Here is a 20,595-nt window from a genome sequence, read left to right on the forward strand (position 1 = left end):
GATCGAGTTCCGAAAGGCGGGGTGGGTGGTGACGTCCTTGACCCGTTCCCCGTAGATCCAGACCTCACGGTCGTCTTTGAGCGAGTTGATGTACTCGTCCCCCGTCATCGGCATCTTCGGGTTCGCCGGCGTAGTCCGCTCACCCATCGATGGCGTCGGGGAATCCGACGGTCCGGTGCCCGGTTGGTCAATAATTTCAGTCATGATCGTCCCTTTCAGGGAAAATAGGTGCGAGCTATGGGCCTCAAGATCGTTTAGAAAGCGTTGAGGGGTTTGAAGGATTTGGCGCCGGCGAACCAGCCGGACTCGGGAGCGTCTCCGGAGTGGTCCCACGGCGCACCCTCAACTAACGATCCGACGTGGCGGAACTTACCACCGAAGAACAGCAGCGGGTCGCGCTTCGTAATTTCCATGGCGATAACCTCTCCGACCACGATGATGTGGTCGCCGCCGTCGTAGATGTTCCACGGCCGGCATTCCAGCGTGGCCGCGTTCCTCGTCAGCACCGGAACGTCTCCGTCCAGGGTCCATTCCGGCTCCTCGTCCATGACTTTCCCTGCGAAATGCAGGGCCACATCCATCTGCTCCAGGGAGAGGATGTTGATGGCAAACGGTGCACCCTCCAAGTACCGGGCGGCACGCGAGGTGCGGGTCAGCGTCACCTGGGCGAGCGGCGGATCAAGAGACACCGCGGTGAAGGCATTCACCGTAGCGCCGTGCGGCACGCCGTCCTCGGATCGGCAGGTTACGACGGTGACTCCGGTGGCGAATGTTCCGAATGCGTGGCGGAGTTCGCGGGTGTCGATCGGGGCCGTGACTGTTTTCTGAGTCATCGACGCCTCCTTCGTTCGGGACTGATTTTGGCAATGCGGCATCAGGGCGGGCCGTTAAGGGGAAGGCAGGTGGCGGATACTCCGCCCCGGCCGGCTTGGCGTGCGCCGCTGCTGGGCGCCCGAACACTGTTCTAGTGGTCAGTCCTATATTAGTTTTGGAGGTTAGTCCTGCGGGTCAAGGATGAAATCGTACGTGACTTCGCGGCCCTGTCTGTCCGCACGCTCCGTGGGGGCGAGGACGAGTTCGGGCTTGACGGCCGAGGCGATGTCGTCGGAAACGTGCTCGCCGCCCTCGAAGTACAGCTGGGTGGTGATCAGCTGGTGTTCCGCGGCGGAGACCTTGAAGTGCAGGTGGGCCGGACGCCAGGCATGCCATCCCGCTGCCGCGATGAGGGCGCCGCAAGCGCCGTCAGTGGGGATCTGATACGGGGCCGGCTGCATGGTGTTGATCTGGAAGTTACCCTGTTCATCGGCAATGATCGAGCCGCGGAGGTTCCATTCCGGCAGCCCTGGTGCGAACTGGGAGTAGAAGCCCGCGTCATCAGCGTGCCACAGCTCGATCAGTGCGCCAGCGAGAGGCTCGCCGGCGACGTTGCGCACCTGGCCCTGGAAGAGCAGCGGAGTACCGGGCTCGTCTTCGCGCATGGGCAGCGTGGCCGGATTGTTCAGGACAGGGGCGTTAGGAATGTAGTAGGGACCCTCGATGGCTCCCTTGGAGCCATGCCGGTTGGCCTCGGCAACCTCTACAATCGAGTGCTCCACCCAGACGTCCAGGAACAGCGGCCATTCGCCGTCCTCGCCGACCCTGATGAGCCACGCCTTGAACGCATTGTACTCGTCGTACGTGACCTTTTCGTCCAAGACGGTGTCGTTGATCGCCTTGATCACACGGTTGGCCAGAGTGCTCACTCGCTCCTGGCTGGTGTTAGCTGCGAACTGCTTGTTCTCGCGGAAGCGGGCGGTTGCGCCTGCGCCTGAAGCGGCGGCGGTGGCCTCTGTTTCGGTGGTCATGCTGACTCCTTTGTCGATACATCTGTGTGCGTTTCCGGACTTGGTATCTCTGTACTGTCGCGGTGTCCCGCGTCACATGGGGTAATGGTTTAACCGTAGGGCTGTAAATGGGTGAGAGGAAATACTTATTTCGGGCTCATTGAAAGCTTCTGGATATGAATGTGGCGGATCCAGGCCCGGGTTAATCAACGGCGGAGGGGTGCTTGGCCAGCGGAGTGACCTTCATATCCATGTATGGAAAAAGCGGGAGGCCGGACAGCAGTTCATGCAGTTCGTCGTTATCCGACACGTCAAACACCGAGTAGTTGGAGTACTCTCCCACAACACGCCACAGATGCACCCAACGGCCGTCACGCTGCAGCTGCTGGGAGTACTTCCGCTCCTGCGACTTGACGGCGTCGGCCCTCTCCTGAGACATGTCCAACGGAAGGTTGACGTCCATTCGAACCAGATAAAGCATCGGTTTCTCCAAGCTGTCAGGGCAGGAAGCCGGTTGTGTCCGGTCAGTCCTGCCGGTACTTTGTCAATTTTTCAGCATCGACTACAGCGCCGACGCCGGGCACCTCACGGACCCGGATGGTGCCCCCGGTGATCTCCAAAGGCTCGGCCAGGAGATCGTCCGTCATGTCCAGGAAATTGGAGAGCTCCCCCGCCCGTCGTGAGCTGGCCTCGAACGCCGCGCCGAATGTCACTGTGGCGAGGCTGCCCACCTGGGTGTCGATCTGATTGCCCATGGTTACGTCCACGCCCATCCCCTCGCAGAGGCCAAGGATCTGCTGGGCTTCGGTAAAGCCACTGCGTGCAGTTTTGATGCAGATGGCGTTGCTCCCGCCGGATAACAACTCCCGGGATACGTCGCCGAGGGTTGGCACGCTTTCGTCCCCGACAATCGGGATGGTGGAGTGCTGGACCAGGCGGCGCCGACCCATGGCTTCGCCGGCATCGCATGGCTCCTCCAGCATGGAAAGACCCAGGCCTTCCGTGCGGCGCAGGACCTCCATGGCTTCGTTGGCTGTCCAGCCACGGTTTGCGTCAAGGTAGATTTCCGTGTCCGCGCCCAAGCCGTCCCGCAGGACCTGGCTCGCTTCGACGTCGAGGGAAAGCGGCCGGCGCCCTGTCTTCAGCTTGAACGTGTTGATGCCATAGGTCTCCCGGAAGCGCAGTGCCTCTTCGAGAAGTTCCGCAGCAGGCTTGAATCCCAGCATGTGGCAGACCCGCATACGGTCCGTGAAGCCGCCCAAAAGCTTATGTACGGGCGTGCCGAGCGAGATACCGATGATGTCCCACAGCGCGATGTCAAGGGCGCCTTTGGCCGTGGGGTTATGAACCGTCCGGCGCAGGATCTGCTGGACCTTGGACCTGTCCAAGGGGTCCAGGCCGATCAGCTGCGGCGCGAAGATCTTGGTGACTACCGAGACGATCGAGTCCTGGGTCTCGCCGTAGGTGTAGGGCCTGGGAGGAGTGTCCGCGACGCCCATGATGCCGTTGTCAGTGTGGATCCGGATCAGGACGTGATCGGCGGTGGTCACCTCGCCGCTGGCGAACTTCAGCGGCCGCGCATACGGGATGGCATACGGGATCGCTTCGATGAGTTCGATTTTCATGGAGTCAGTCCTTGGGCTTCTGAAGCGGTGTGGGAACCGGGGAGGGAATCAAAAAGTGCCAGAAAACTTTCCAGAAGTGGAGTCTCGCTGCCCCTGCTCCAGGCCACGGCCAGGTCCACCGGCGGCGGATTACGCAACGGACGGAAAACGACACCTTGAAAGGAGAACATCCGCGACGTCATGGGAACCAGCGCGATCCCCATGCCTGCGGCAACAAGGGAGAGCAGGGTGGAAGTCTCCTTGGCCTCCTGGACCAGCTTGGGCTGGAATCCGGCACCCCGACAGGCGTCAACAAAGATGCTGTTGACCGCAGAATAACCGGGATAACTGATGAAGCCTTCCTCCGAGAGTGCAGCCAACTCCAGGGTCCCCTTCTCGGCAAACGGGGAGTCCGCCGGCAATGCTGCAACCAGCTGGTCCTGCTCCAAAAGCTTCAGGGCGAGGCCTCCCGAGTGGACGGGCGGGCGGAGAACGGCCGCATCGAGCCTGCCCTCCTCAAGCGCAGCTTCCATCTGCGGCGTCAGCATCTCGCCCTGAACCGTAATGCGGAGTCCGGGCATGCTGCGTCGCGCGGCCTGGACGATGAGTGGCATCAAGCGGTACGTTGCCGTGCCCGTGAAGCCCACACGCAGCACCCCGATGGCGCCGTCGCCAACCTGCCGCACATCGGATTCGAGCACTTCCAACTCCTGCAGCAGCACACGCCCCCGGTCCAGCAGGACCTGCCCCGCCGGTGTTAGCTCCACCTTCCGCGTGGTCCGAACCAGGAGGGGTGTGCCCAGCTGTTCCTCCAGCTGCCGGATCTGCTGGGACAGCGGGGGCTGGGCCATATGCAGCCTGGCCGCCGCCTTGCCGAAATGCCGTTCTTCCGCAACGGCGATGAAGTACTTGAGATGTCGCGTCTCCATTGAGGCCTCTCAGTAGGTCTACTGGCGCACTGCCATGAAACAAGCCTAAGAGCCGGTATTCGTAAAAATAAATACCTATTTATCCGTAACTAGGATCTATTGGGTCCTAATCGCGCCGTAGCCACCCCTTCAAGTGTTGGCATCGCATGCCCATAACCCGGCTGTCGGCGGTCGCGGCTTTGGTGGTCGCCGTAGCTGGCAGCAATTCCTGAGTCGATCAGGACCTGTGTCAGCTGGAGGGTGTTTAGCTGGCCTCCCGCCACGGCAGCAGGCGGCGGGAGCCTGATTCCGCACCCGTTGCATCTCTGCCGCCAAGACTGTCACAGTCAGCGACTAAAACCGCGGGTGCAAGAACGGCTTCGGCTTCCTCTGCGAAGCGGCCAGAACTTTCTTGTTAACGCTCAGCATTTCGGAGAGCACAGCAGAGAGCGCCGCTTCTGGATCCTGACCCAGGGAATGGGCGCGCCAGCCGATGTGCTTGTCCGGGCGGACCAGGATGCCAGGACCTTTACGGGGATTGGCTCCGCCAGTGCGAAATCGAGGAGGACGGTGTCATGACCTCACGGCCTTCACCGATCACCACGGCCTTGAGCTCGATATCCAGGCGATCTGCAACCCGCATAGTGGTGTAACGCCACGGTGGTTGTCTGGCGTCGTTGCTGACGTGAAGGCGGTCACCGTGTGATCCTTCGAGGAAACTCTCACATCCCACTCGAAAGGCATCAACACGATGACCGTTCCCCATATTGTCGACCCGCGACCGTGTTCGGCGATGCCCTGACCGACGCGTCCCCGGATCTGATGCGGTATCTGCTGCAGACCATGATCAACGCTTTGCTGTCCGCTGATGCCGTTGTCGGCGCGGAGTGTGGCGAACGCAGCCCTGACCGCACCACCCACCGCCAAGAATCGGGCCGTGAGAGTACCAGCAGGGCCGGCGCAGTCCGTGAGACAAGTACGGAATTGCTAACTCAAGTGAGACGGCTGGCCCCGGATCCGTCTCAATGCACCTGGCAAAACCCCAGGTCGGTGTTGCCAACTTGACTGAGACCGGACACCGGCCCGACCGACTCGTTAGCCGCGTCCGCGGGCAGTTTTTTGGGACCGGCCAGCCAGTTGGCAGGCGGGGGCTGGGGGGGGGGTCCGCCTAGGCCTTAGCGGGCGCATCCGCCTGGGGATGCCCGCACTCGACGGCACGCTCCCGGCCGCCGCAGCGATGCGACCAGAAGGCCCACGCGGCCGACTGCCGCGCGGTCATGTCGGGATCCGAACGACTACGAGCGGCGGCTCAGGAGAAGCTCGATTTGAGGTGCGAACGCCAATCCCGCCATCGAGCAAAGGGACCATGCGCCCGGCATGGCGGAGGCGCCTGCCCTAGACAAGATTGTCCATCGCTTCGCAGGGGCTGGTTCCGGGCTGGGCGCGGTGAACAGCCCTTGCCAGCTGACTGATCAGTGCGCCGAGGGTCCGGGCTTCGTCTTCTGCCATTCCAGCAAGGAGGTCGGCCTCTGCTGCCGCGACGCGATCCTCGTAGGCGGCGAGCATCCGCCGTCCGGCTGCTGTAGCGATGATTTTCCGCGCCCTGCGGTCTGCCGGATCCGGGATGCGTTGGACGACGCCGGCGTCCACGAGGGTATCGAGCAGGTAGGTCAGCACGGTCCTGTCGATGACCAGGTGTGCCCCGAGGGCCTGCTGGTTCGGCGGATCTTTGTGCACGACGGCGGAGAGCACCTGGAAGCCGCGGATGCCGGCCGGCATCTCGGCGACAGCGCCCTCGAAGCGGGTCTGGTAGCCGCGCAGCACCAGTGCCAGATGCCATCCCAGGTCGCCCGGAACGGCTGCCGTCGTGGTCCCGGGGCGGGTCTGTGTGCTTTCGGTCATGAACACATTATACCCTCAAGCGTGAAGTTGCGCAGATGTTCTGTGGGGAATATAGTCTGTTACACAACATATATTGATCAGCGAGGACCAGCAGTATGAGCGATGCGCAGCACCGGCCGGCAGAGGCCTGGACGATTGGAATACTCGGGGCCGGCAGGGTCGGAACCGCCGTCGCTCGCCAGGCTCTCAAAGCCGGCTACGACGTGAAGATCGCAACCTCAAGCCGGCAGACGAAATCGCTCTGCTGGTGGAGATCATCACCCCCGGCGCGGTGGCCGTCACGTCCGCCGAAGCGGCGGCGGCGGACATCGTCGTCGTGGCTGTTCCCCTGCACAAGCACCGCACCCTCGACCCGGATCTTCTGGCCGGCCGGACGGTCATCGACGCGATGAACTATTGGGCGCCGGTCGACGGGGAGATCGACGACTTCGAGAACGATGTCAGGTCGAGCAGCGAAATTGTGCAGGCCTACCTCTCCGGCTCGGACATCGTGAAGACGCTAAACCACATCGGCTACCACGACCTCGAAGAAGACGGCCGAAAACCGGGCGCCGAAGGCCGGCGCGCCCTGGCCCTGGCCGGCGCCAGCGTCGAGGCGAAGGCCATCGTGGCCGATTTCATCGACCGCCTCGGCTATGATCCGGTGGATGCGGGTCCGCTCGAATCCGGACGGGCCTTCCAGCCCGGCACCGAGATTTTCAACGGCAGCCACACCGCAGACCAGCTGCGCTCCATCTTGGCCGCGGACCGCGGACCGCGAACCCGCCCGCGCCTGAACCCTGCATTCAACAACCACACAGCACTGCACACAGGAGAACATCATGGAACTGGGCGCCTACAGCTTCGGCGACACCCAACGCAACCCCGACGGGAGCCTCCGGCCCACCGCCGAGGCCATCCGCAACCTCTTCGAGGCGATCGTCCTGGCCGACCAGAACGGGCTGGATTACTTCGGGGTCGGCGAACACCACACCCTGGACATGCCCGCGTCATCGCCGGGTACCGTGATCGCCGCCGCCGCGGCGGCAACGAAGCAGATCAAGCTCGGCAGCGGCGCGAGCATCATCAGCACCGACGACCCGGTGCGGGTGTTCCAGCAGTTCGCCATCGCCGACGCCGTCTCCGGCGGCGGCCGGGTGGAAATCACCGCCGGCCGCGGATCCTCGGTGGAGACGTTCCCGCTCTTCGGCTACGACCTGAACGACTACGACCGGCTCTACGCCGAAAAACTGGACCTGCTGATGACCATCAACAACAGCAAGACCGAAAACGTGACCTGGTCCGGGACCGTCCGGCCTTCACTCGACGAGCTGGCCGTCGTGCCACGGCCGGTCAACGGCTCCCTGCCTGTCTGGGTGGCCACCGGCGGCAGCGCCCCGTCCTCGGTCCGCGCCGGAAAGCTGGGCCTGCCCATCTCCTACGGCATCATCGGCGGAGCCCCCGCCAGGTTCGCCACGCTGGCAGACCTCTACCGCGCTTCCGCGGAGCAGGCCGGGCACACCGGAGAGAATATCAAGGTCTCCGTCGCAGCCCTGGGGCTGATCGCCCCGACCAAGAAGGAAGCCATGGAACGCTTCTACCCCGGCTGGTACAACCTCAACATCGTAATGGGCAAACTCCGCGGCTGGCCCGCCCCTGACAAGCGCCAGTTCTTGGCCCAGGCGGAGTTCCCCGGCGCGTACTACGTCGGAGACCCCGACGAAATCGCCCAGCGCATCGTGGACCTGCACGGCCACATGGGGCACATGCGCCACTTCCTGCAGATGGACATCGGTGGCCTGCCCCAGGAGCACTTTCTGGAATCCCTGATCCTGCTGGCCACCGAGGTCAAGCCCCGCGTCGAACGCCTCTTGGCCGGCAAGTAGCCCCGGAATCAAAGGACTAAGGCAATCATGGAACTTGGTGTCTACAGCTTCGGCGATACACAGCGCAATCCCGACGGGATTTTTCGCTCGACCGCGGAGGCGATTGGCGACCTCTTCGAGGCGATTGTCCTGGCAGGCCGGACCGGGCTGGACTACTTCGGCGTGGGCGAACACCACACGACAGACATGCCCGCCTCATCCCCGGGGCGGTGATTGCCGCCGCCGCCGGGACAACCAGGCAGATACGGCTCGGAAGTTCCGTGAATGTCCTCAGCACCGGTGAAGCCCCTCGCGGTGGTTCCCCGCCCGGTCCGCGGACAGCTCCCGATCTGGCTCGGCATCGGTGGCAGCGCCCCCTCCGCTGCCCGTGCCGGAAAGCTGGGCCTACCCGTCTCCTACGGCATCATCGGCGGCACCCCGGCCCGGTTCGCTGCTTGGCCGGGATGCCGCCGAGGACCTGGACCGCTTCGATGTGGCCTTCCAGGAAAGCTTCCTGGGCCTGGTCGGGTAAATCCTATGGATGGCCTTACCCGAGTGAGAGAGCCGGAAGACGAACAGGTGGTACTTCGTCTTGACCCCGTTCAGCACCACCCAGACTTCGCCGAAATCCACCTCGGCCTCAGCGCCCGGGGCGTGTTCCTGCGGGACGAATACCTCCACTCTGCGCCGGCTTCAAGATCGATCTGGGCCCGGCGGAGCCGCACGTAGTCACGCACGGTCGAATACGACAATTCCCTCGCTCCGTATTCTTCGATGAGCCGGGCAAGGATCCTGCGGGCAGTATGGCGCTGCTTCCGCGGCGCTGTCGTGTCCTCGACCAACATGGCATCGATCACCGCTTTGAACGGCTCCAGCCGCCAGGACACCCCCTGTCGCGGTTTGCGTTCCGGAGGGGCGGCTGATTCCAGAGCCTGCCGCAGTGTTCTTCGGTGAACCCCGTGCCGGACTGCCAGCGCACGGACCGAGAGGCCCTCGACCCGGGCTTCCCTTCGGATTTGCGCGAACAACTCCACCCTCGACTCCATCCAGACCAGCCTTCCGCCTCATCCATCCACCGATGAATCCAACATTGAAGGCGGGGCCACATATAACCGTCACAAGCTGCCCGGCGAGTCACGAAGTGGGGCCAGAGAGAACCGGGTGGATTCTAACCATCGTCGCAACACTGGGTAGTTGGGCGTGGGTGTTTGGGAGCCTCTATTTTGGAAGCCCCAGCGCAAATGCTCTGGGGCGTCGTATCAGAAAGTGGTAGCCGCAGCGGCCGGGAGAACCCTTATTCCGTCAGTCGCGTTGATACCCCACCACATCAACTACATCCTGCGAGCCGCCCGCTCTGTGATCTATAGTTGCCTACCTCTGCGGTCGAAGTCAGCCCGGCGGCCGTCTTCCTCGTCCCAGAACGGCTCGTCATTGCGGCGGACGCGGAGCAGGTAAGCGAGAAATATCACGCCGACAACCACCACTCCCACCGCCAGAAATAGGGCCAACGAATCACCCCGACCAACGAACGCGAGCAGAGCGCTCACCAAGTTGCCCAGGGTTAGGACGACGCAAACCCAGAACGAGAAACGGAAGCCGCCGCGCGTCATTCTCGGCGCCATCCGCCTGCGACCCTCTGTCGCTGACATGGTCGGAGCCTACAACTCCGAGTCAGAGTCGTCCACATGGGGATTGCAGCAATTGTCGCAGCGGGTCGCTCATCACTGGTGGAGGCTCAGGAGTCTGGCGAAACGTTCGGCGGGGGTGTCGTCGTCAAGTATTTTCCGTGGTCGGTTGTTGAGGCCAATGGCGACATCTGCCAGGTGCTGGGGAGTGTAAATGGACAGGTCAGAGTATTTAGGGAAGTACTGGCGCAGCAGCCCATTGGTGTTTTCATTCGTGCCGCGTTGCCATGGTGAGTGGGGATCACAGAAGTAGACCGGAATCCCGGTGGCTGCGGTGAATCCGGCGTGCTTGGCCATCTCACTGCCCTGGTCCCAGGTCAGCGAGGTTCCCAACGCAGGCGGCAGCTGATTGAAGGCCTTGATGAGTCCGTCGCGCAGGTCCTCGGCACGGTTGATTCCGGGCATGTGTACCAGGAGCAGGTAGCGGGTGCTCCTTTCGACCAACGTGGCGATGGCGGAACGGTTCTGGGTGCCCATGATCAGGTCGCCTTCCCATGCTCCGGGAACGGAACGGTCGCCGGCTTCGTCCGGCCGGTCGCCGATCATCAACACGTCGCCGGCGAACCGGGAGGTTCTTCTGGCAATTGATCTGTTGGGTTTCCGTCGGTCCCGGCCGGTGCGAAGGCATTTGACGAGTTCCCTGGAGAGACCGCCGCGGCCGCGGATATAGAGGGCCTGGTAGATCGTTTCGTGGACGATGTGCAGATCCTTGCGCCCCGGGAAGGCCTTCTTCAGCTGGCGGCAGATCAGGGCCGGACTCCACCAGCGGTCCAGCATGGCCTGGACGTAGGTCTTCAGTTCAGGAAGCACCGCGATCTTTCCCTGCCGTGGTCGCTGACGGCGGGTCCGGGCTTTCTTCTGGGCGTAGTGCGGGCGGTATTGTCCCGCCGGATTCCGGTTCCGGCGCAGTTCACGGCTCACGGTGGAGGGTGCTCTGCCCAGCCCGGCGGCTATCGAGCGCAGGCTCTCTCCGGTGCGGTGCCGGTCGGCAATGGTGATCCGCTCTTCCTCGGATAAGTACCGGGCGGAGATGACCGCCGGCTGCTCCCGCACCATGGTGATTGCCGCGTAGGTGCGTGTCCGCCCCGTCGCCGGATCCCGGACCGTGCGGCCGTTGCGCCAGTGCGAGCCGGTCTTCCGCCCTACTCCGACGATCCTGCAGGCTTCAGAATTGTTGAATCCTTGCTTCATGAGCCGAATATAGTGCGCCCGCTCGGCCGTTTTCCCCGCGGGGCCCGGCTTCAACTGCCGTTTCTTGTCTACTGCCATTGCAACTCCTGAAATGCTCAGGTGTTGCGACGATGGTTAGAATCCACCCCGTCCTACCGGGGCCATCCAAGCCTGTCACAGCCAACCCCGTCCGGCCGGGGCCAAAAAGACTTGACATATTCAACCAGATTTGCTCAGATATCTGCCCAACCGATAATCAGTGGCCGGAGCTCCGGTGGCACGGAAGCCAGCAGCTGCAGCCTGGTGTCTGAGTTTCGCGCCGTAGGAGTTTGTTCCTTCGATGGAAAGCAGCACCCTGTGAACGGTTCCTACACTGTGACGCAGGATCCAGGACAGTGCCCGGTTCCCTCCAGCTGTGGTGTCCGGAAATGTTTCGTTGGCGATTTCCTCACCGTTGTCGGTCTCCCATGACTGCCCTCGTAGCTCAGGGGATAGAGAGCCTGCTCCGGAGCAGAAGGTCGGTTGGTTCGATTCCAATCGAGGGCACGCATGATGACGCGGAACATGGTTCGCATCTGTTCCGCGACAGCGAAACACCCTGGTCCTCGGACCAGGGTGTTTCTTTTTCTCCTGGTGCCGCGAGCCTCTCCGGGCCGCTTCCAGCACTGTCGGACCCGTGCAATGCGGGAGATGCTTACTGTAGCTTCGGAATGCTGCTCATGCTGCCTGGGTTGATCAGGTGCTCGCTGGTCCATCCGTTGATGTCGTACTCACCGAGGCATCCGTCCACAAAACTCATCAGCTTGTCGGTTGTTCCCTTGGCCTGCGCACCCTTCAGCAGGTGGATCCGGGTGTCTTCCTGGTTGCCCGCGTAGTTCCGCTCGTAGAGTTCGTGTCGACCGCCGAACTCGGTTCCCATGGAGTCCCACAGAAGTTTCATCAGCTTCACCCGGTCCATGGCCTCTACGCCGTTGGAACCACGAAGGTAGCGGTCAAGCAGCGGCCGCACTTCGGTGCTCTTCCAGTCCTCGGCATGGGAATTGACGTAGATCAGCCCGCTGGCGACATGATTTTCGATGATGCCCTTGATGCGTGGGTACGCCAGCGGCGCAAGAACACGATAGGCCGCGCCTTGGTCGTTGTTCGGCAGAACTGCATCGCCTACCCACGGCTCAGGATTGCGGGCCATGGCCTCGGTCAGACCCCAGAACAGATTGCGCCATGCGAGAATCTCACCCACATGCGCCTGGACACCGCGAAACTGGTTGGTCCCGGTGATCTCTACTGCTTTCAGCACACACCCGGCAATGAAGTCCAGCTTGACGCACAACCGGGTGAGACCGTGAAATGTCAGCCGGGGCAGCCATCCGGACATGGGCGTGAAGTCGTTGACCTTCTGTGGATCACCGTAGGCGAAGACATTCTCCCAAGGAATTTGCACGCGATCCATGACCATGATCGCGTCGTTCTCGTCGAACCGGCTCGACAGGGGGTAATCAAACGGGCTGCCGGTCACTGTCGCCTGGTACTCATATGAGGGCCGGGAAATCAGCTTGACCCCCTTCGCGTTGGTAGGGAGCATGAAGATGACGGCGAACTCTTTCTTATCTACCGGCATCCCGTAGTGACCGATAAAATTGTAGTGAGTCAACGCCGACCCTGTTGCCACGCATTTCGCCCCGGACACCACCAGTCCGTTGTCGTTTTCGCTGACCACGTGCACGAACATGTCCTCGACTTCGGAGGCAGGCCGATGACGATCCACAGGAGGGTTTGCCAGTGCGTGGTTGAGGAACAGCACCTGTTCCTGCGAGTCCTTGTACCATCGCCGTGCATTGTCCTGGTAAGGGTCAAAGAACTCGGTGTTTCCTCCGAGCGTTCCGAGAAACGACGCCTTGTAGTCAGGGGAACGTCCCATCCAACCGTACGACAGGCGCGCCCAGCCGGCGATCGCATCGCGGGACTCTAGTAGGTCCTCGGCCGAGTGTGGGACCTTGAAGAACTTGTGGGTGAAGCCGCCGTTACCCGTATCCGTGGGGCCGGTTATAATGCCGTCCGGGTCATCGTGCAGTGCGTCGTACAAATGGGCTACGGAACGCGCACTGTTGCGGAACGCGGGGTGGGTGGTGACATCTTCCACACGCTGGCCGTAGATGTAGACCTCCCGGCCGTCCTTCAGGCTTTCGAGGTATTCGTCGCCGGTGAACGGGACCGCGGTCGGGGATTGGGCGGACATTCTGTCTGTCGGGTCTGTAACAGTCACGATTCATCCTTAAGGGTTGAGCGGGAATACAGAACTTCTGATGGGTCCACGTACTGTGCGTTGCGGTCCACGGCTGCATAGAGCTGGAGGCCGATCGGGTCGCGCATCTCCTCGGCGATCTGTCCGAGCAGGCCGGCCGACCTGGCTACAAGAGCGAATCCACGGATGATTCCCGGGGGAAATCCCAGATCTGCGAGTGCGGCACCGCACGCTCCGGCACCGTTTACGGGTAGGTGCTTGTCGAACACGTCGGCCTGCACTCGTTCGATGGCCGCCAGTAACGACAGATGCGGCCCCAACACTCCGGCTTCCGCGGCCAGTTCGTAAATGACTGGGGTGCGGGGGTCACCGTTCTTGTGGACGGGGTGGCCGAGCCCGGGTACCAAGCGTCCGCGGGACCGGCTGTCGTTCAAGATCTGCTTCGCGAGATCGTCGTAGTCGGAGTCGCTCCCTAGTTCGCCGGCAGCCGACAGACTCTGATCCAGGAACTTTGCCGCGTCTTCAGTCACGCCCAGAAAGCGGGAGCCGCCGCCGAGTATGCCCGCCGCCATGGCACCCTGTATGGATTCGGGCGCGCTGGTCAAAGTGAGCCGTGCTGCGAGCACCGTGGGCGTGAATCCGTGATCGGCCAGGGCCACGAGAATTGCGTTGAACAGCCGGCTTTCGCCCGGCGTCGGCTGTCGAAGAGCCACCATCCAAAAGGCGAGGTCACCGAAGGACACTTCACCCATGAGTTCCGTGGCGACCTCCTTTCCCAGCAGCCGGATGCTGTCGAGGCTTGATGTACCCAAGCTGGTCCGATAAGTCTCGGTCATGTCAAATTTCCTCTCAAGGGTGTCGCGGCGAGGTCGTACTGATGGCCGTCGGCGGGTAGTCGATGCTTCGCGACTCTGCCCGTTGGGGTGCGGGGAAGTTCGGCGACGAACTGCCAATAGCGGGGCACCTTGAACGCGGCCAAACGCTGCGAAACCCACCTGGCAAGATCCTGCGGTAGCGCGTCGCTACCGTCCGCGAGCCGCACGTATGCCTTGATCTCCTCTTCGGACTGCCCCGCATCCACTCCAACCACCGCACATTCATCGACATCAGGGTGCGCCAGCAATGCTCCCTCGACCTCGGCCGGCGCCAGATTTTCGCCTCGCCGCCGAATCACTTCTTTCTGGCGGGCAACAAACGTGTATGTGCCGTCGCTGTTCTCCGTGACCAGATCACCGGTGTATAGCCAGCCGTCGCGTATAGCTGCGGCCGTTTCATCGGGCAGTCCGTAGTAACCGGGCGTTACGGTCGGGTTGCGCAGCAACAATTCGCCGCTTTGACCTTCCATCACGTCCTGGCCGGCAGAGTCGACGACGCGGACTGAATTCACTTCTCCGAGCGTCGGATGCTGGCGTGGCTCACCGAGCGTTCCGAACGGGCGCGTACCGGGCCTCCAGGACATGCCGTACAGGCTTTCCGACATGCCATATCCGCACACCAATGTGATACCAAAGCGGCGCTCGATTTCTAGGTGGCGGTCCTTTGGCGGCGCCGGAGCGCAGTAGCCACTGACCAGCGGCGAATCCGAGTCGGCGGGCGTCGGGGCTTGGTCCATGAGGAACTCGAACATTGCGCCGATCGCGTTGAATGACGTCGCCCCGTGGCGTCGCGCGGAATCCAGGAAGCCCGATGCCGAAAAGCGCGGCAGCAGTATCAGACCGGCCCCACAGGTCAATGATCCCATCGTGGAGTAGGCGAGGGCATTCGTGTGGAACAGCGGCAGCGACGTCATCAGCCGATCTGCGGCGGAGAGTTGCATCCAGTACGGAAAGCCTTCGCCCGCCATCGTGTAGGCGCGGTGCGTTTGCATGACCAGCTTGGACCGCCCGGTGGTGCCCGAGGTTGGAATCATGATGGCTACGTCCGTCTCGCGGACGGCACTGCCGTCGGTAATGCAGGTTGGCTGTGCCTCCACACTCGGTCTATCGCTAACGATGTCGTCGACGTCAACAATCGTGGCGTCGACGCTGGCAGAAGCCTTTGCCCGGCGCACCGTGCCGATCAGCCCGTTGTCGGTCACGATGACGCGGGCGTGATTGCCCACCTGCGTGAGAAGGCCTGCCAGTTCCGCTTGGGTTCCGCGGGGATTGGTCGGGACAGCAGCGGCGCCGAGTGTCGTGGCGGCGAGAATGGTGAGTAGGTAACGCGGCTCGTTGCGCGCCGTCAGTATCACCAGATCGCCTCGCTCGACTCCGGCCGCCACCAACGACTGTGCCACGGAGTGGACCTGTTCCCGAGCGCTACGGAACGTAATCTCTGTGTGATCGGTGCGCAACCAGGTCCGGTCGCCGTATCGGGCCGCTGCCTCGTCGAGCAACGCTGGAATGGTTCGATCCGTCACTGTCGCAACCTCATCCAGCAATCCTCACAGCACCGATGTGCTTGGCGATCGCAGCGCTGACAACCTCGGGCTTCTCGAAATTGACCAGATGAGAGGAATCGGGAACGACCAGCAGTTTCGCTCCAGGAATGCCCTCGGCGATAGCGGACACGGTGGCGACCGGAGTGGCCGGGTCCTCCTCCCCGGCAATGACCAGCGTGGGCGTCGTGATCTCACCGAGGCGGTCGCGCAGGTCGTACGCCGCGATTGCTTCGCAGCAGCCCGCGTAACCCTCACGCGGTGTGTTTCCGAGCATGTTGAGGAGCCGCTCTGCGCCCTCCGGAGAGCCTTCTGCCCATTCGGGCGTGAACCAGGCGCCGTAGCGCGACTCGATCAGGAAGTCGGTTCCCTCACTGCGCACTCTTGCGGCACGCTGGGGCCAGCTCGGCGGGTCGTAAAACTGTGCGGCGGATGCGCAGATGACCAGCGCGTCGAGCCGATGGCCGTGATGAACGCCGAGCCACTGGGCGATCGCGCCACCGATGGAGACACCGACGTAACTGAAGCGATCGATCCCGAGATCGTCCAGTAGTCCAATGACGTCGTCGGCCATTTCGCCGATGGTGTAGGGGCCTTCGGGGACTTCTGATGCACCGTGCCCGCGCAAATCGTGCCGCAGGATCTGGAAGTCGCCGGAAAGTGCCGTTGCCTGAGGCTCGAACAACCCCAGGTCGGTGCCGAGTGAGGGCCCGAACACAATTACCGGCGCCCCGGCAGGCCCCTCGAGGCGGTAGTTGAGCCGGGCCGTTTTCCCTTGAGTTCCCATCTGCTTCACCTAGTCTTTGTCGATGCGGTAGTGGTTGAGCTTGTCTTCGTCGATCTCAATGCCGATCCCGGGTTTCCCGGAGACATGCATCCGACCGTTCTCGATGACAGGGGTCACGGCGACAATGTCATCGGTCAGCTGCATGAAGTAGTCCAGCTCCCCTGCCCTGTCAGATGTACTCTTGTAAGCCGCCGCGAAGGCCAGCGAACTCAGAGTCCCGACCGTTCCGTCCATCTGGCTGCCCAGGGCCAACCCGATGCCAAGCCCTTCGCATAGCCCGACGATTCGGTCTGACTCGGTGAATCCGGTACGGGCCACCTTGATGCTGATGATCTGCGAATGGTTGTCGAGTATTTCCCTGCCGACCTCGCCGAGACGCGTCACGCTCTCGTCGCCCATAATCGGGATCGAGCTCTTTTCCGCAACCCGGCGGCGAGCCAGTGGACGAAATGCCGGTGTCGGTTCCTCGAGCATAGTGATGCCGACTTCCTCCATCACCGGCAGCAGGCGGATTGTCTCGTCCGCTGTCCATCCCTTGTTTGCGTCTACGTACATGTCGGGCACTTCACCCAGCTCTGCCCGGAGCATGCGCATCGCCCGGGCATCCTCCTTGACGTTTTTGCCGGTCTTGATCTTGAACGTGTTGAAGCCGAAGCGCTCCCGCATATCGCGGGCTTCGTCCACCATGCCCTCAGGTGTGGCCGCAAACAGAATATGGACTACTTCCATCGAATCTGTATAGCCACCAAAAAGCTTGTGACAAGACTGCCCCAGGGATTTGCCAATGACGTCCCAGACCGCCATGTCGACGCCGCCACGAGCCGTGTGATTGTGGCGCAACCAACTCAGCTCATTACGTGCGACCTCACGGTCGAAGGGATCTGTCCCTACCATCGCAGGGCTGAACCAGGCATCGACCGCCTTTACGATCGACTCCTGCGACTCGCCGTAGGTGAAGGGGCGGGCGGGGGCCTCGGCGTGCCCGACCACGCCGTCGTCGGTCGTCACTCGGATGAGAACGTGTTCTGCACTGGAAATACTGGCATGGGCGAATGCCGTCGGTCGTTCCAGCGGAATATTGAACGGTATAGCCTCTATGGAGTCGATCTTCACGATGGTCCTTTCAAGGGCAGGCTGCCACAACGTCGGCGTTGTGGCAGCCTGCATAGTGGTCAGCTTCGGGGAAGGCGGAACTCGTAAGAAGTCGTGAAGTACGGGACGTCGAGGTTCTTGGCCTGCAGGTCCTCGGCGGCGTCGTGCTTGTCCAGCTTCAGGATCAGATCAGGCTTCACCGCTCCAGCGACATCGGAATCGATGTACGGATCCTCGTCGAAGTACAGCTGGCTGGTCAGTGACGTATAGCCTGGAGCGGATGTGACGATGTGCAGGTGCGCAGGCCGGAATGCATGCCAGCCGACAGTAGTGAGGAGCGCGCCGGTCGGGCCCGAGGTCGGGATCTCGTAGGGGACGGGAATGATCGTTCGAACTTCATAGCGTCCTTCCTCGTCGGTCGAGAAACGGCCGCGAAGGTTGAACGCGGGCGGCAGCTCGCGATCGTCGTTGTACGGGATGTTCGAATACGTTCCCAAGTTATCGCTATGCCACAGGTCGACCTGGGCGTTCGCGATCGGCTGACCGTCCGGGCTCGTGACTTTGCCGGAAAAGTACAGGACGTCGCCCGGTTCATCGTCGCGCATCGGCATGACGTACGGCAGCTCGAGGCGGGGGGCTCCCTCAATGAAGTAGGGTCCCTGGATAGCGCCTGGGCTGCCGTCACGAGAATCCGAGTCGACCTGTTCGACTGTCTGCTCGAAGAACACATCGGCGAAGAGCGGCCATTCGCCGGCGACACCAAGGTCGATTACGAACTCCTTGGCAGCGGAGTATTCCTCGTATGTCAGCTTATGTTCCAGGATGACGTCGCGAATGCGCTGCATTATGTCGGCCACCACGGTGGCAGCACGGTTATCGCGGAAGGTCGCTTGTCCGGATGAAGCGGTCATGATTGTTTCCTTCGAGTAGATGGATGGAACGGGGCAGAGACTTTGGCGGAGAACGTATTTAGCGCAGCTGCTGTCAGTCGATCTTCGATGGATGCCGGGTCATCGCCGTCACCTTGATGTCAAGAAACGGAAACATCGGCAGCGATGACAGGAGCTCATGCAGTTCGTCGACGCTCTCGACGTCGAGCACGCTGACGTTGGCATAGCGGCCGGCAACCCGCCAGAGTTCCGGCCACTTTCCCTGTCGTTGCAGTTCCTGGGCGCGTTCGCGCTCGGCGGCCATTAGGCTCTCCAGCCTTGCCTTGTCGATGTCGTGTGGGATAGTGACTTCCATCTGGGCCAGGAAGTGCATAGTAGTCCTTTCGTCAGTTCGGCTGCGCTGTACACCGCAGACGCTTTACTTTCGTCCGAGGCGCTTCTTGATCACGTTGACGTCATCCGAGCTGATGAGGTCAGGGGCGGTCCATCCATTGAGGTCGTATTCGGAGAGGCACTCGTCGACAAACGAGCGGTACTTGTCCGTCTGTCCGCTGGCGTTCTGACCCCACAAGGTCTCTAGTCGGACCGCCTCGTGATTCCCGGAATAGTTGCGCTCATAGAGCTCATGGCGGCCCCCGAACTCGGTGCCGATAGCGTCCCAGATCAATTTCATGATCTTGATGCGGTCGACGCCGGAGCGGTCACCTGATCCGCGGACGTACTTGTCCAGGAACGGCCGCATCTCTGCATTGTTCCAGTCCACGGCATTGGAGTTCTGATAAATCAATGCGCTGCCAAGGTCCTGTTGGAAGATTTCCTTCGCACGGGGGTAAGCAATGCTCGACATCATCCGATAGGTATTGCATGCGTCGACGTTCGGGACCGCAGTACCATCGCTCCAGGTCGTGGGATTGTTGACCATCGAGTCGACGCACGTCCAGAAGAGGTTGCGGTAGTTGAGCAGCTCCCCGACGCGGGTCTGCACGCCACGGAAATCGCCCGTACCCGTCATATCGAGGCCCTTGAGCAGTAGGCCACACAGGAAGTCGAATTTCACGGCAAGCCGGACACAGCCATGCATCATTGCTCGCGGAAGGAATCCGGAGCCAGCGAAGAAGTTGTTGGCCTTCTCCGGCTCGTAGGCAAACACATTCTCCCAGGGCACCAACACCTCGTCGAAGATGAAAATCGCGTCGTTCTCATCAAGGCGTGAGCTCAATGGGTAGTCGAACGGACTGCCCACCGTTGCGGCTGTGTACTCATACGACGGTCTGCAGAACAGCTTCACACCCTTCGCTGCCATCGGCACCATGAAAATGGCACTGTAGCCTTTGGACTTGACCGGCTGATAGCTGCCAATGAAGTTGTAGTGGGTGAACGCCGAACCCGTGGCGACGACCTTCGCGCCGCTGACGATCAGACCTGCGTCGGTCTCGCGAACAACATGTACATTGACGTTCTCGACATCCTCGCCCACACGGTTGCGGTCGATCGGCGGGTTCACGATGGCGTGGTTGACATAAAGGCAGTTCTCCTGGGCCTCTTTGTACCAACGACGTGCATTCCCATCGAAGGGGGCATAGAAGTCAGTGTTCGAGCCCAGCGTCGCCAAGAAACTGGCCTTATAGTCGGGGCTACGGCCCATCCAGCCGTAATTTAAGCGAGCGAAACTCGCAATGGCGTCCGCAGATTCACGCAGGTCAGTGCTCGAGTAGGGGGCCTTGAAGAACGGGTGGGTGTAACCGCCGCTGCCTGTGTCAGTCGGAACCTGAAGGCTTGGGTAGTTCTCTTTGTCGTGCAGAGCGTCGTATTGGCGGGCGACCATGCGCGCGCTGTTGCGGAACGCCGGGTGGGTCGTAACGTCCTTTACACGTTCGCCGTAGATCCAAACCTCGCGCCCGTCGCGGATACTCTCCAGGTATTCCTCACCGTTTAGAGGTCGAGTGGTGACGCCGGGTGCGGGTGCGGGTGCAGTCTGATCTAGGGTCATGATCTTTAAACTCCTTGCCGTAGAGACGAATCTGTCGAAGGCATCTCGTATTCAAGATGCCTGGAGTACTTCGTCGGCGTATCCCCCGACAGTGGTAGTGCCCATTAGCGTGGTGTAACGGCCCGGCCCCGGGCGTGTTGTTCCCGAACGTGAGGCGGCCATCGCGTGATTCTTGGAAAGACCGACCAAAGTCTTCTCTCAAGGAGTATCCACGCGATGACCGCACCCCATATTATCGACCC

General features: G+C 61.9%; 20 protein-coding genes, 1 tRNA gene and 3 pseudogenes. 6 read left to right on the plus strand and 18 right to left on the minus strand.

Annotated features, from left to right (window positions below; all coding sequences use genetic code 11):
- The 6 genes from AC1DCZ_RS18270 to AC1DCZ_RS18295 form a co-directional block, all read right to left on the minus strand.
- The coding region (locus AC1DCZ_RS18270) for a 4-hydroxyphenylacetate 3-hydroxylase N-terminal domain-containing protein (RefSeq protein WP_476975854.1) at positions 1–204 on the minus strand (204 nt) is incomplete at its 3' end.
- Positions 205–254: 50 nt separating this feature from the next.
- Positions 255–833: a flavin reductase family protein gene (locus tag AC1DCZ_RS18275; protein WP_275216464.1), complete on the minus strand. Its 579-nt coding sequence runs from the start codon at positions 831–833 to the stop codon at positions 255–257.
- A 162-nt stretch (positions 834–995) separates the two neighbouring features.
- The gene (gene catA / locus AC1DCZ_RS18280) at positions 996–1,844 is read right to left on the minus strand and encodes a catechol 1,2-dioxygenase (RefSeq protein ID WP_275216462.1); all 849 of its coding nucleotides are present in this window, start codon (positions 1,842–1,844) and stop codon (positions 996–998) included.
- Between the two features lie 181 nt (positions 1,845–2,025).
- Positions 2,026–2,304 (minus strand): muconolactone Delta-isomerase, encoded by a 279-nt coding sequence (gene catC, locus AC1DCZ_RS18285; RefSeq protein ID WP_275216460.1) that lies wholly within the window; start codon positions 2,302–2,304, stop codon positions 2,026–2,028.
- Positions 2,305–2,347: 43 nt separating this feature from the next.
- On the minus strand, positions 2,348–3,448 hold the full coding sequence (locus tag AC1DCZ_RS18290) for a mandelate racemase/muconate lactonizing enzyme family protein (RefSeq protein WP_275216458.1): 1,101 nt from the start codon (positions 3,446–3,448) through the stop codon (positions 2,348–2,350).
- Positions 3,445–4,356 carry a LysR substrate-binding domain-containing protein gene (locus tag AC1DCZ_RS18295; RefSeq protein ID WP_275216456.1) on the minus strand — a complete coding sequence of 304 codons (912 nt, stop codon included), beginning with the start codon at positions 4,354–4,356 and terminating at the stop codon, positions 3,445–3,447. Before AC1DCZ_RS18295 ends, AC1DCZ_RS18290 begins: the two co-directional genes overlap by 4 nt.
- A gap of 730 nt (positions 4,357–5,086) precedes the next feature.
- Between AC1DCZ_RS18295 and AC1DCZ_RS18300 the strand changes: the two are divergent.
- A pseudogene (locus AC1DCZ_RS18300) lies at positions 5,087–5,259 on the plus strand (IS256 family transposase); the annotation flags it as partial.
- Between the two features lie 471 nt (positions 5,260–5,730).
- On the opposite strand, the gene AC1DCZ_RS18305 reads toward AC1DCZ_RS18300, so the two are convergent.
- Positions 5,731–6,237: a MarR family winged helix-turn-helix transcriptional regulator gene (locus AC1DCZ_RS18305; RefSeq protein ID WP_275216454.1), complete on the minus strand. Its 507-nt coding sequence runs from the start codon at positions 6,235–6,237 to the stop codon at positions 5,731–5,733.
- Between the two features lie 95 nt (positions 6,238–6,332).
- Here AC1DCZ_RS18305 and AC1DCZ_RS18310 point away from each other — a divergent pair.
- Positions 6,333–6,574: pseudogene (locus AC1DCZ_RS18310) on the plus strand (NAD(P)-binding domain-containing protein); the annotation flags it as partial.
- Between the two features lie 162 nt (positions 6,575–6,736).
- On the opposite strand, the gene AC1DCZ_RS18315 reads toward AC1DCZ_RS18310, so the two are convergent.
- Positions 6,737–6,949, minus strand: coding sequence for a hypothetical protein (locus AC1DCZ_RS18315; protein ID WP_275216452.1), 213 nt, complete (start codon positions 6,947–6,949; stop codon positions 6,737–6,739).
- 109 nt (positions 6,950–7,058) lie between these two features.
- On the opposite strand from AC1DCZ_RS18315, the gene AC1DCZ_RS18320 reads away from it, so the two are divergent.
- Both AC1DCZ_RS18320 and AC1DCZ_RS18325 read left to right on the plus strand, forming a co-directional pair.
- Positions 7,059–8,102 (plus strand): LLM class flavin-dependent oxidoreductase, encoded by a 1,044-nt coding sequence (locus AC1DCZ_RS18320; RefSeq protein ID WP_476975855.1) that lies wholly within the window; start codon positions 7,059–7,061, stop codon positions 8,100–8,102.
- A 27-nt stretch (positions 8,103–8,129) separates the two neighbouring features.
- A complete protein-coding gene (locus AC1DCZ_RS18325) occupies positions 8,130–8,315 on the plus strand; it encodes a hypothetical protein (protein WP_476975856.1) in 186 nt (61 codons plus the stop codon).
- 220 nt (positions 8,316–8,535) lie between these two features.
- Here AC1DCZ_RS18325 and AC1DCZ_RS18330 read toward each other — a convergent pair.
- Positions 8,536–9,127: pseudogene (locus AC1DCZ_RS18330) on the minus strand (transposase); the annotation flags it as partial.
- Positions 9,128–9,448: 321 nt separating this feature from the next.
- Here AC1DCZ_RS18330 and AC1DCZ_RS18335 point away from each other — a divergent pair.
- Entirely contained in the window at positions 9,449–9,583 is a 135-nt protein-coding gene (locus tag AC1DCZ_RS18335; RefSeq protein WP_476975857.1) for a hypothetical protein, read from the plus strand.
- A 219-nt stretch (positions 9,584–9,802) separates the two neighbouring features.
- On the opposite strand, the gene AC1DCZ_RS18340 is transcribed toward AC1DCZ_RS18335, so the two are convergent.
- Complete coding sequence (locus AC1DCZ_RS18340; RefSeq protein WP_476975858.1) at positions 9,803–10,957, minus strand: IS30 family transposase; 1,155 nt, start codon at positions 10,955–10,957, stop codon at positions 9,803–9,805.
- A gap of 452 nt (positions 10,958–11,409) precedes the next feature.
- Here AC1DCZ_RS18340 and AC1DCZ_RS18345 point away from each other — a divergent pair.
- A tRNA-OTHER gene (locus tag AC1DCZ_RS18345) sits at positions 11,410–11,482 on the plus strand.
- Positions 11,483–11,630: 148 nt separating this feature from the next.
- Here AC1DCZ_RS18345 and AC1DCZ_RS18350 read toward each other — a convergent pair.
- The 8 genes from AC1DCZ_RS18350 to AC1DCZ_RS18385 form a co-directional block, all read right to left on the minus strand.
- Positions 11,631–13,199, minus strand: a complete 1,569-nt coding sequence (locus tag AC1DCZ_RS18350) for a 4-hydroxyphenylacetate 3-hydroxylase N-terminal domain-containing protein (RefSeq protein ID WP_476975859.1) — start codon at positions 13,197–13,199, stop codon at positions 11,631–11,633.
- On the minus strand, positions 13,196–14,014 hold the full coding sequence (locus AC1DCZ_RS18355) for a citryl-CoA lyase (protein ID WP_476975860.1): 819 nt from the start codon (positions 14,012–14,014) through the stop codon (positions 13,196–13,198). The genes AC1DCZ_RS18350 and AC1DCZ_RS18355 overlap by 4 nt, the downstream gene beginning before the upstream one ends.
- On the minus strand, positions 14,011–15,576 hold the full coding sequence (locus AC1DCZ_RS18360; RefSeq protein ID WP_476975861.1) for an AMP-binding protein: 1,566 nt from the start codon (positions 15,574–15,576) through the stop codon (positions 14,011–14,013). Before AC1DCZ_RS18360 ends, AC1DCZ_RS18355 begins: the two co-directional genes overlap by 4 nt.
- Positions 15,577–15,586: 10 nt before the next feature.
- A complete protein-coding gene (gene pcaD, locus AC1DCZ_RS18365; protein WP_476975862.1) occupies positions 15,587–16,381 on the minus strand; it encodes a 3-oxoadipate enol-lactonase in 795 nt (264 codons plus the stop codon).
- 9 nt (positions 16,382–16,390) lie between these two features.
- On the minus strand, positions 16,391–17,494 hold the full coding sequence (locus AC1DCZ_RS18370; protein ID WP_476975863.1) for a mandelate racemase/muconate lactonizing enzyme family protein: 1,104 nt from the start codon (positions 17,492–17,494) through the stop codon (positions 16,391–16,393).
- A gap of 59 nt (positions 17,495–17,553) precedes the next feature.
- Positions 17,554–18,384 carry a dioxygenase family protein gene (locus AC1DCZ_RS18375; RefSeq protein ID WP_476975864.1) on the minus strand — a complete coding sequence of 277 codons (831 nt, stop codon included), beginning with the start codon at positions 18,382–18,384 and terminating at the stop codon, positions 17,554–17,556.
- 73 nt (positions 18,385–18,457) lie between these two features.
- A complete protein-coding gene (gene catC, locus AC1DCZ_RS18380) occupies positions 18,458–18,736 on the minus strand; it encodes a muconolactone Delta-isomerase (RefSeq protein WP_476975865.1) in 279 nt (92 codons plus the stop codon).
- 45 nt (positions 18,737–18,781) lie between these two features.
- Positions 18,782–20,353, minus strand: a complete 1,572-nt coding sequence (locus AC1DCZ_RS18385; RefSeq protein WP_476975866.1) for a 4-hydroxyphenylacetate 3-hydroxylase N-terminal domain-containing protein — start codon at positions 20,351–20,353, stop codon at positions 18,782–18,784.
- Positions 20,354–20,595: the final 242 nt, after the last annotated feature.

The organism is Arthrobacter sp. 10N418 (assembly GCF_056394725.1).

Bases quoted from the DNA above. Each gene is read 5' to 3' on its own strand.
- AC1DCZ_RS18275 (WP_275216464.1), bottom strand. From the start codon at position 833: ATGACTCAGAAAACAGTCACGGCCCCGATCGACACCCGCGAACTCCGC.
- catA (WP_275216462.1), bottom strand. From the start codon at position 1,844: ATGACCACCGAAACAGAGGCCACCGCCGCCGCTTCAGGCGCAGGCGCA.
- catC (WP_275216460.1), bottom strand. From the start codon at position 2,304: ATGCTTTATCTGGTTCGAATGGACGTCAACCTTCCGTTGGACATGTCT.
- AC1DCZ_RS18290 (WP_275216458.1), bottom strand. From the start codon at position 3,448: ATGAAAATCGAACTCATCGAAGCGATCCCGTATGCCATCCCGTATGCG.
- AC1DCZ_RS18295 (WP_275216456.1), bottom strand. From the start codon at position 4,356: ATGGAGACGCGACATCTCAAGTACTTCATCGCCGTTGCGGAAGAACGG.
- AC1DCZ_RS18305 (WP_275216454.1), bottom strand. From the start codon at position 6,237: ATGACCGAAAGCACACAGACCCGCCCCGGGACCACGACGGCAGCCGTT.
- AC1DCZ_RS18320 (WP_476975855.1), top strand. From the start codon at position 7,059: ATGGAACTGGGCGCCTACAGCTTCGGCGACACCCAACGCAACCCCGAC.
- AC1DCZ_RS18325 (WP_476975856.1), top strand. From the start codon at position 8,130: ATGGAACTTGGTGTCTACAGCTTCGGCGATACACAGCGCAATCCCGAC.
- AC1DCZ_RS18340 (WP_476975858.1), bottom strand. From the start codon at position 10,957: ATGAAGCAAGGATTCAACAATTCTGAAGCCTGCAGGATCGTCGGAGTA.
- AC1DCZ_RS18355 (WP_476975860.1), bottom strand. From the start codon at position 14,014: ATGACCGAGACTTATCGGACCAGCTTGGGTACATCAAGCCTCGACAGC.
- pcaD (WP_476975862.1), bottom strand. From the start codon at position 16,381: ATGGGAACTCAAGGGAAAACGGCCCGGCTCAACTACCGCCTCGAGGGG.
- AC1DCZ_RS18375 (WP_476975864.1), bottom strand. From the start codon at position 18,384: ATGACCGCTTCATCCGGACAAGCGACCTTCCGCGATAACCGTGCTGCC.
- catC (WP_476975865.1), bottom strand. From the start codon at position 18,736: ATGCACTTCCTGGCCCAGATGGAAGTCACTATCCCACACGACATCGAC.
- AC1DCZ_RS18385 (WP_476975866.1), bottom strand. From the start codon at position 20,353: ATGACCCTAGATCAGACTGCACCCGCACCCGCACCCGGCGTCACCACT.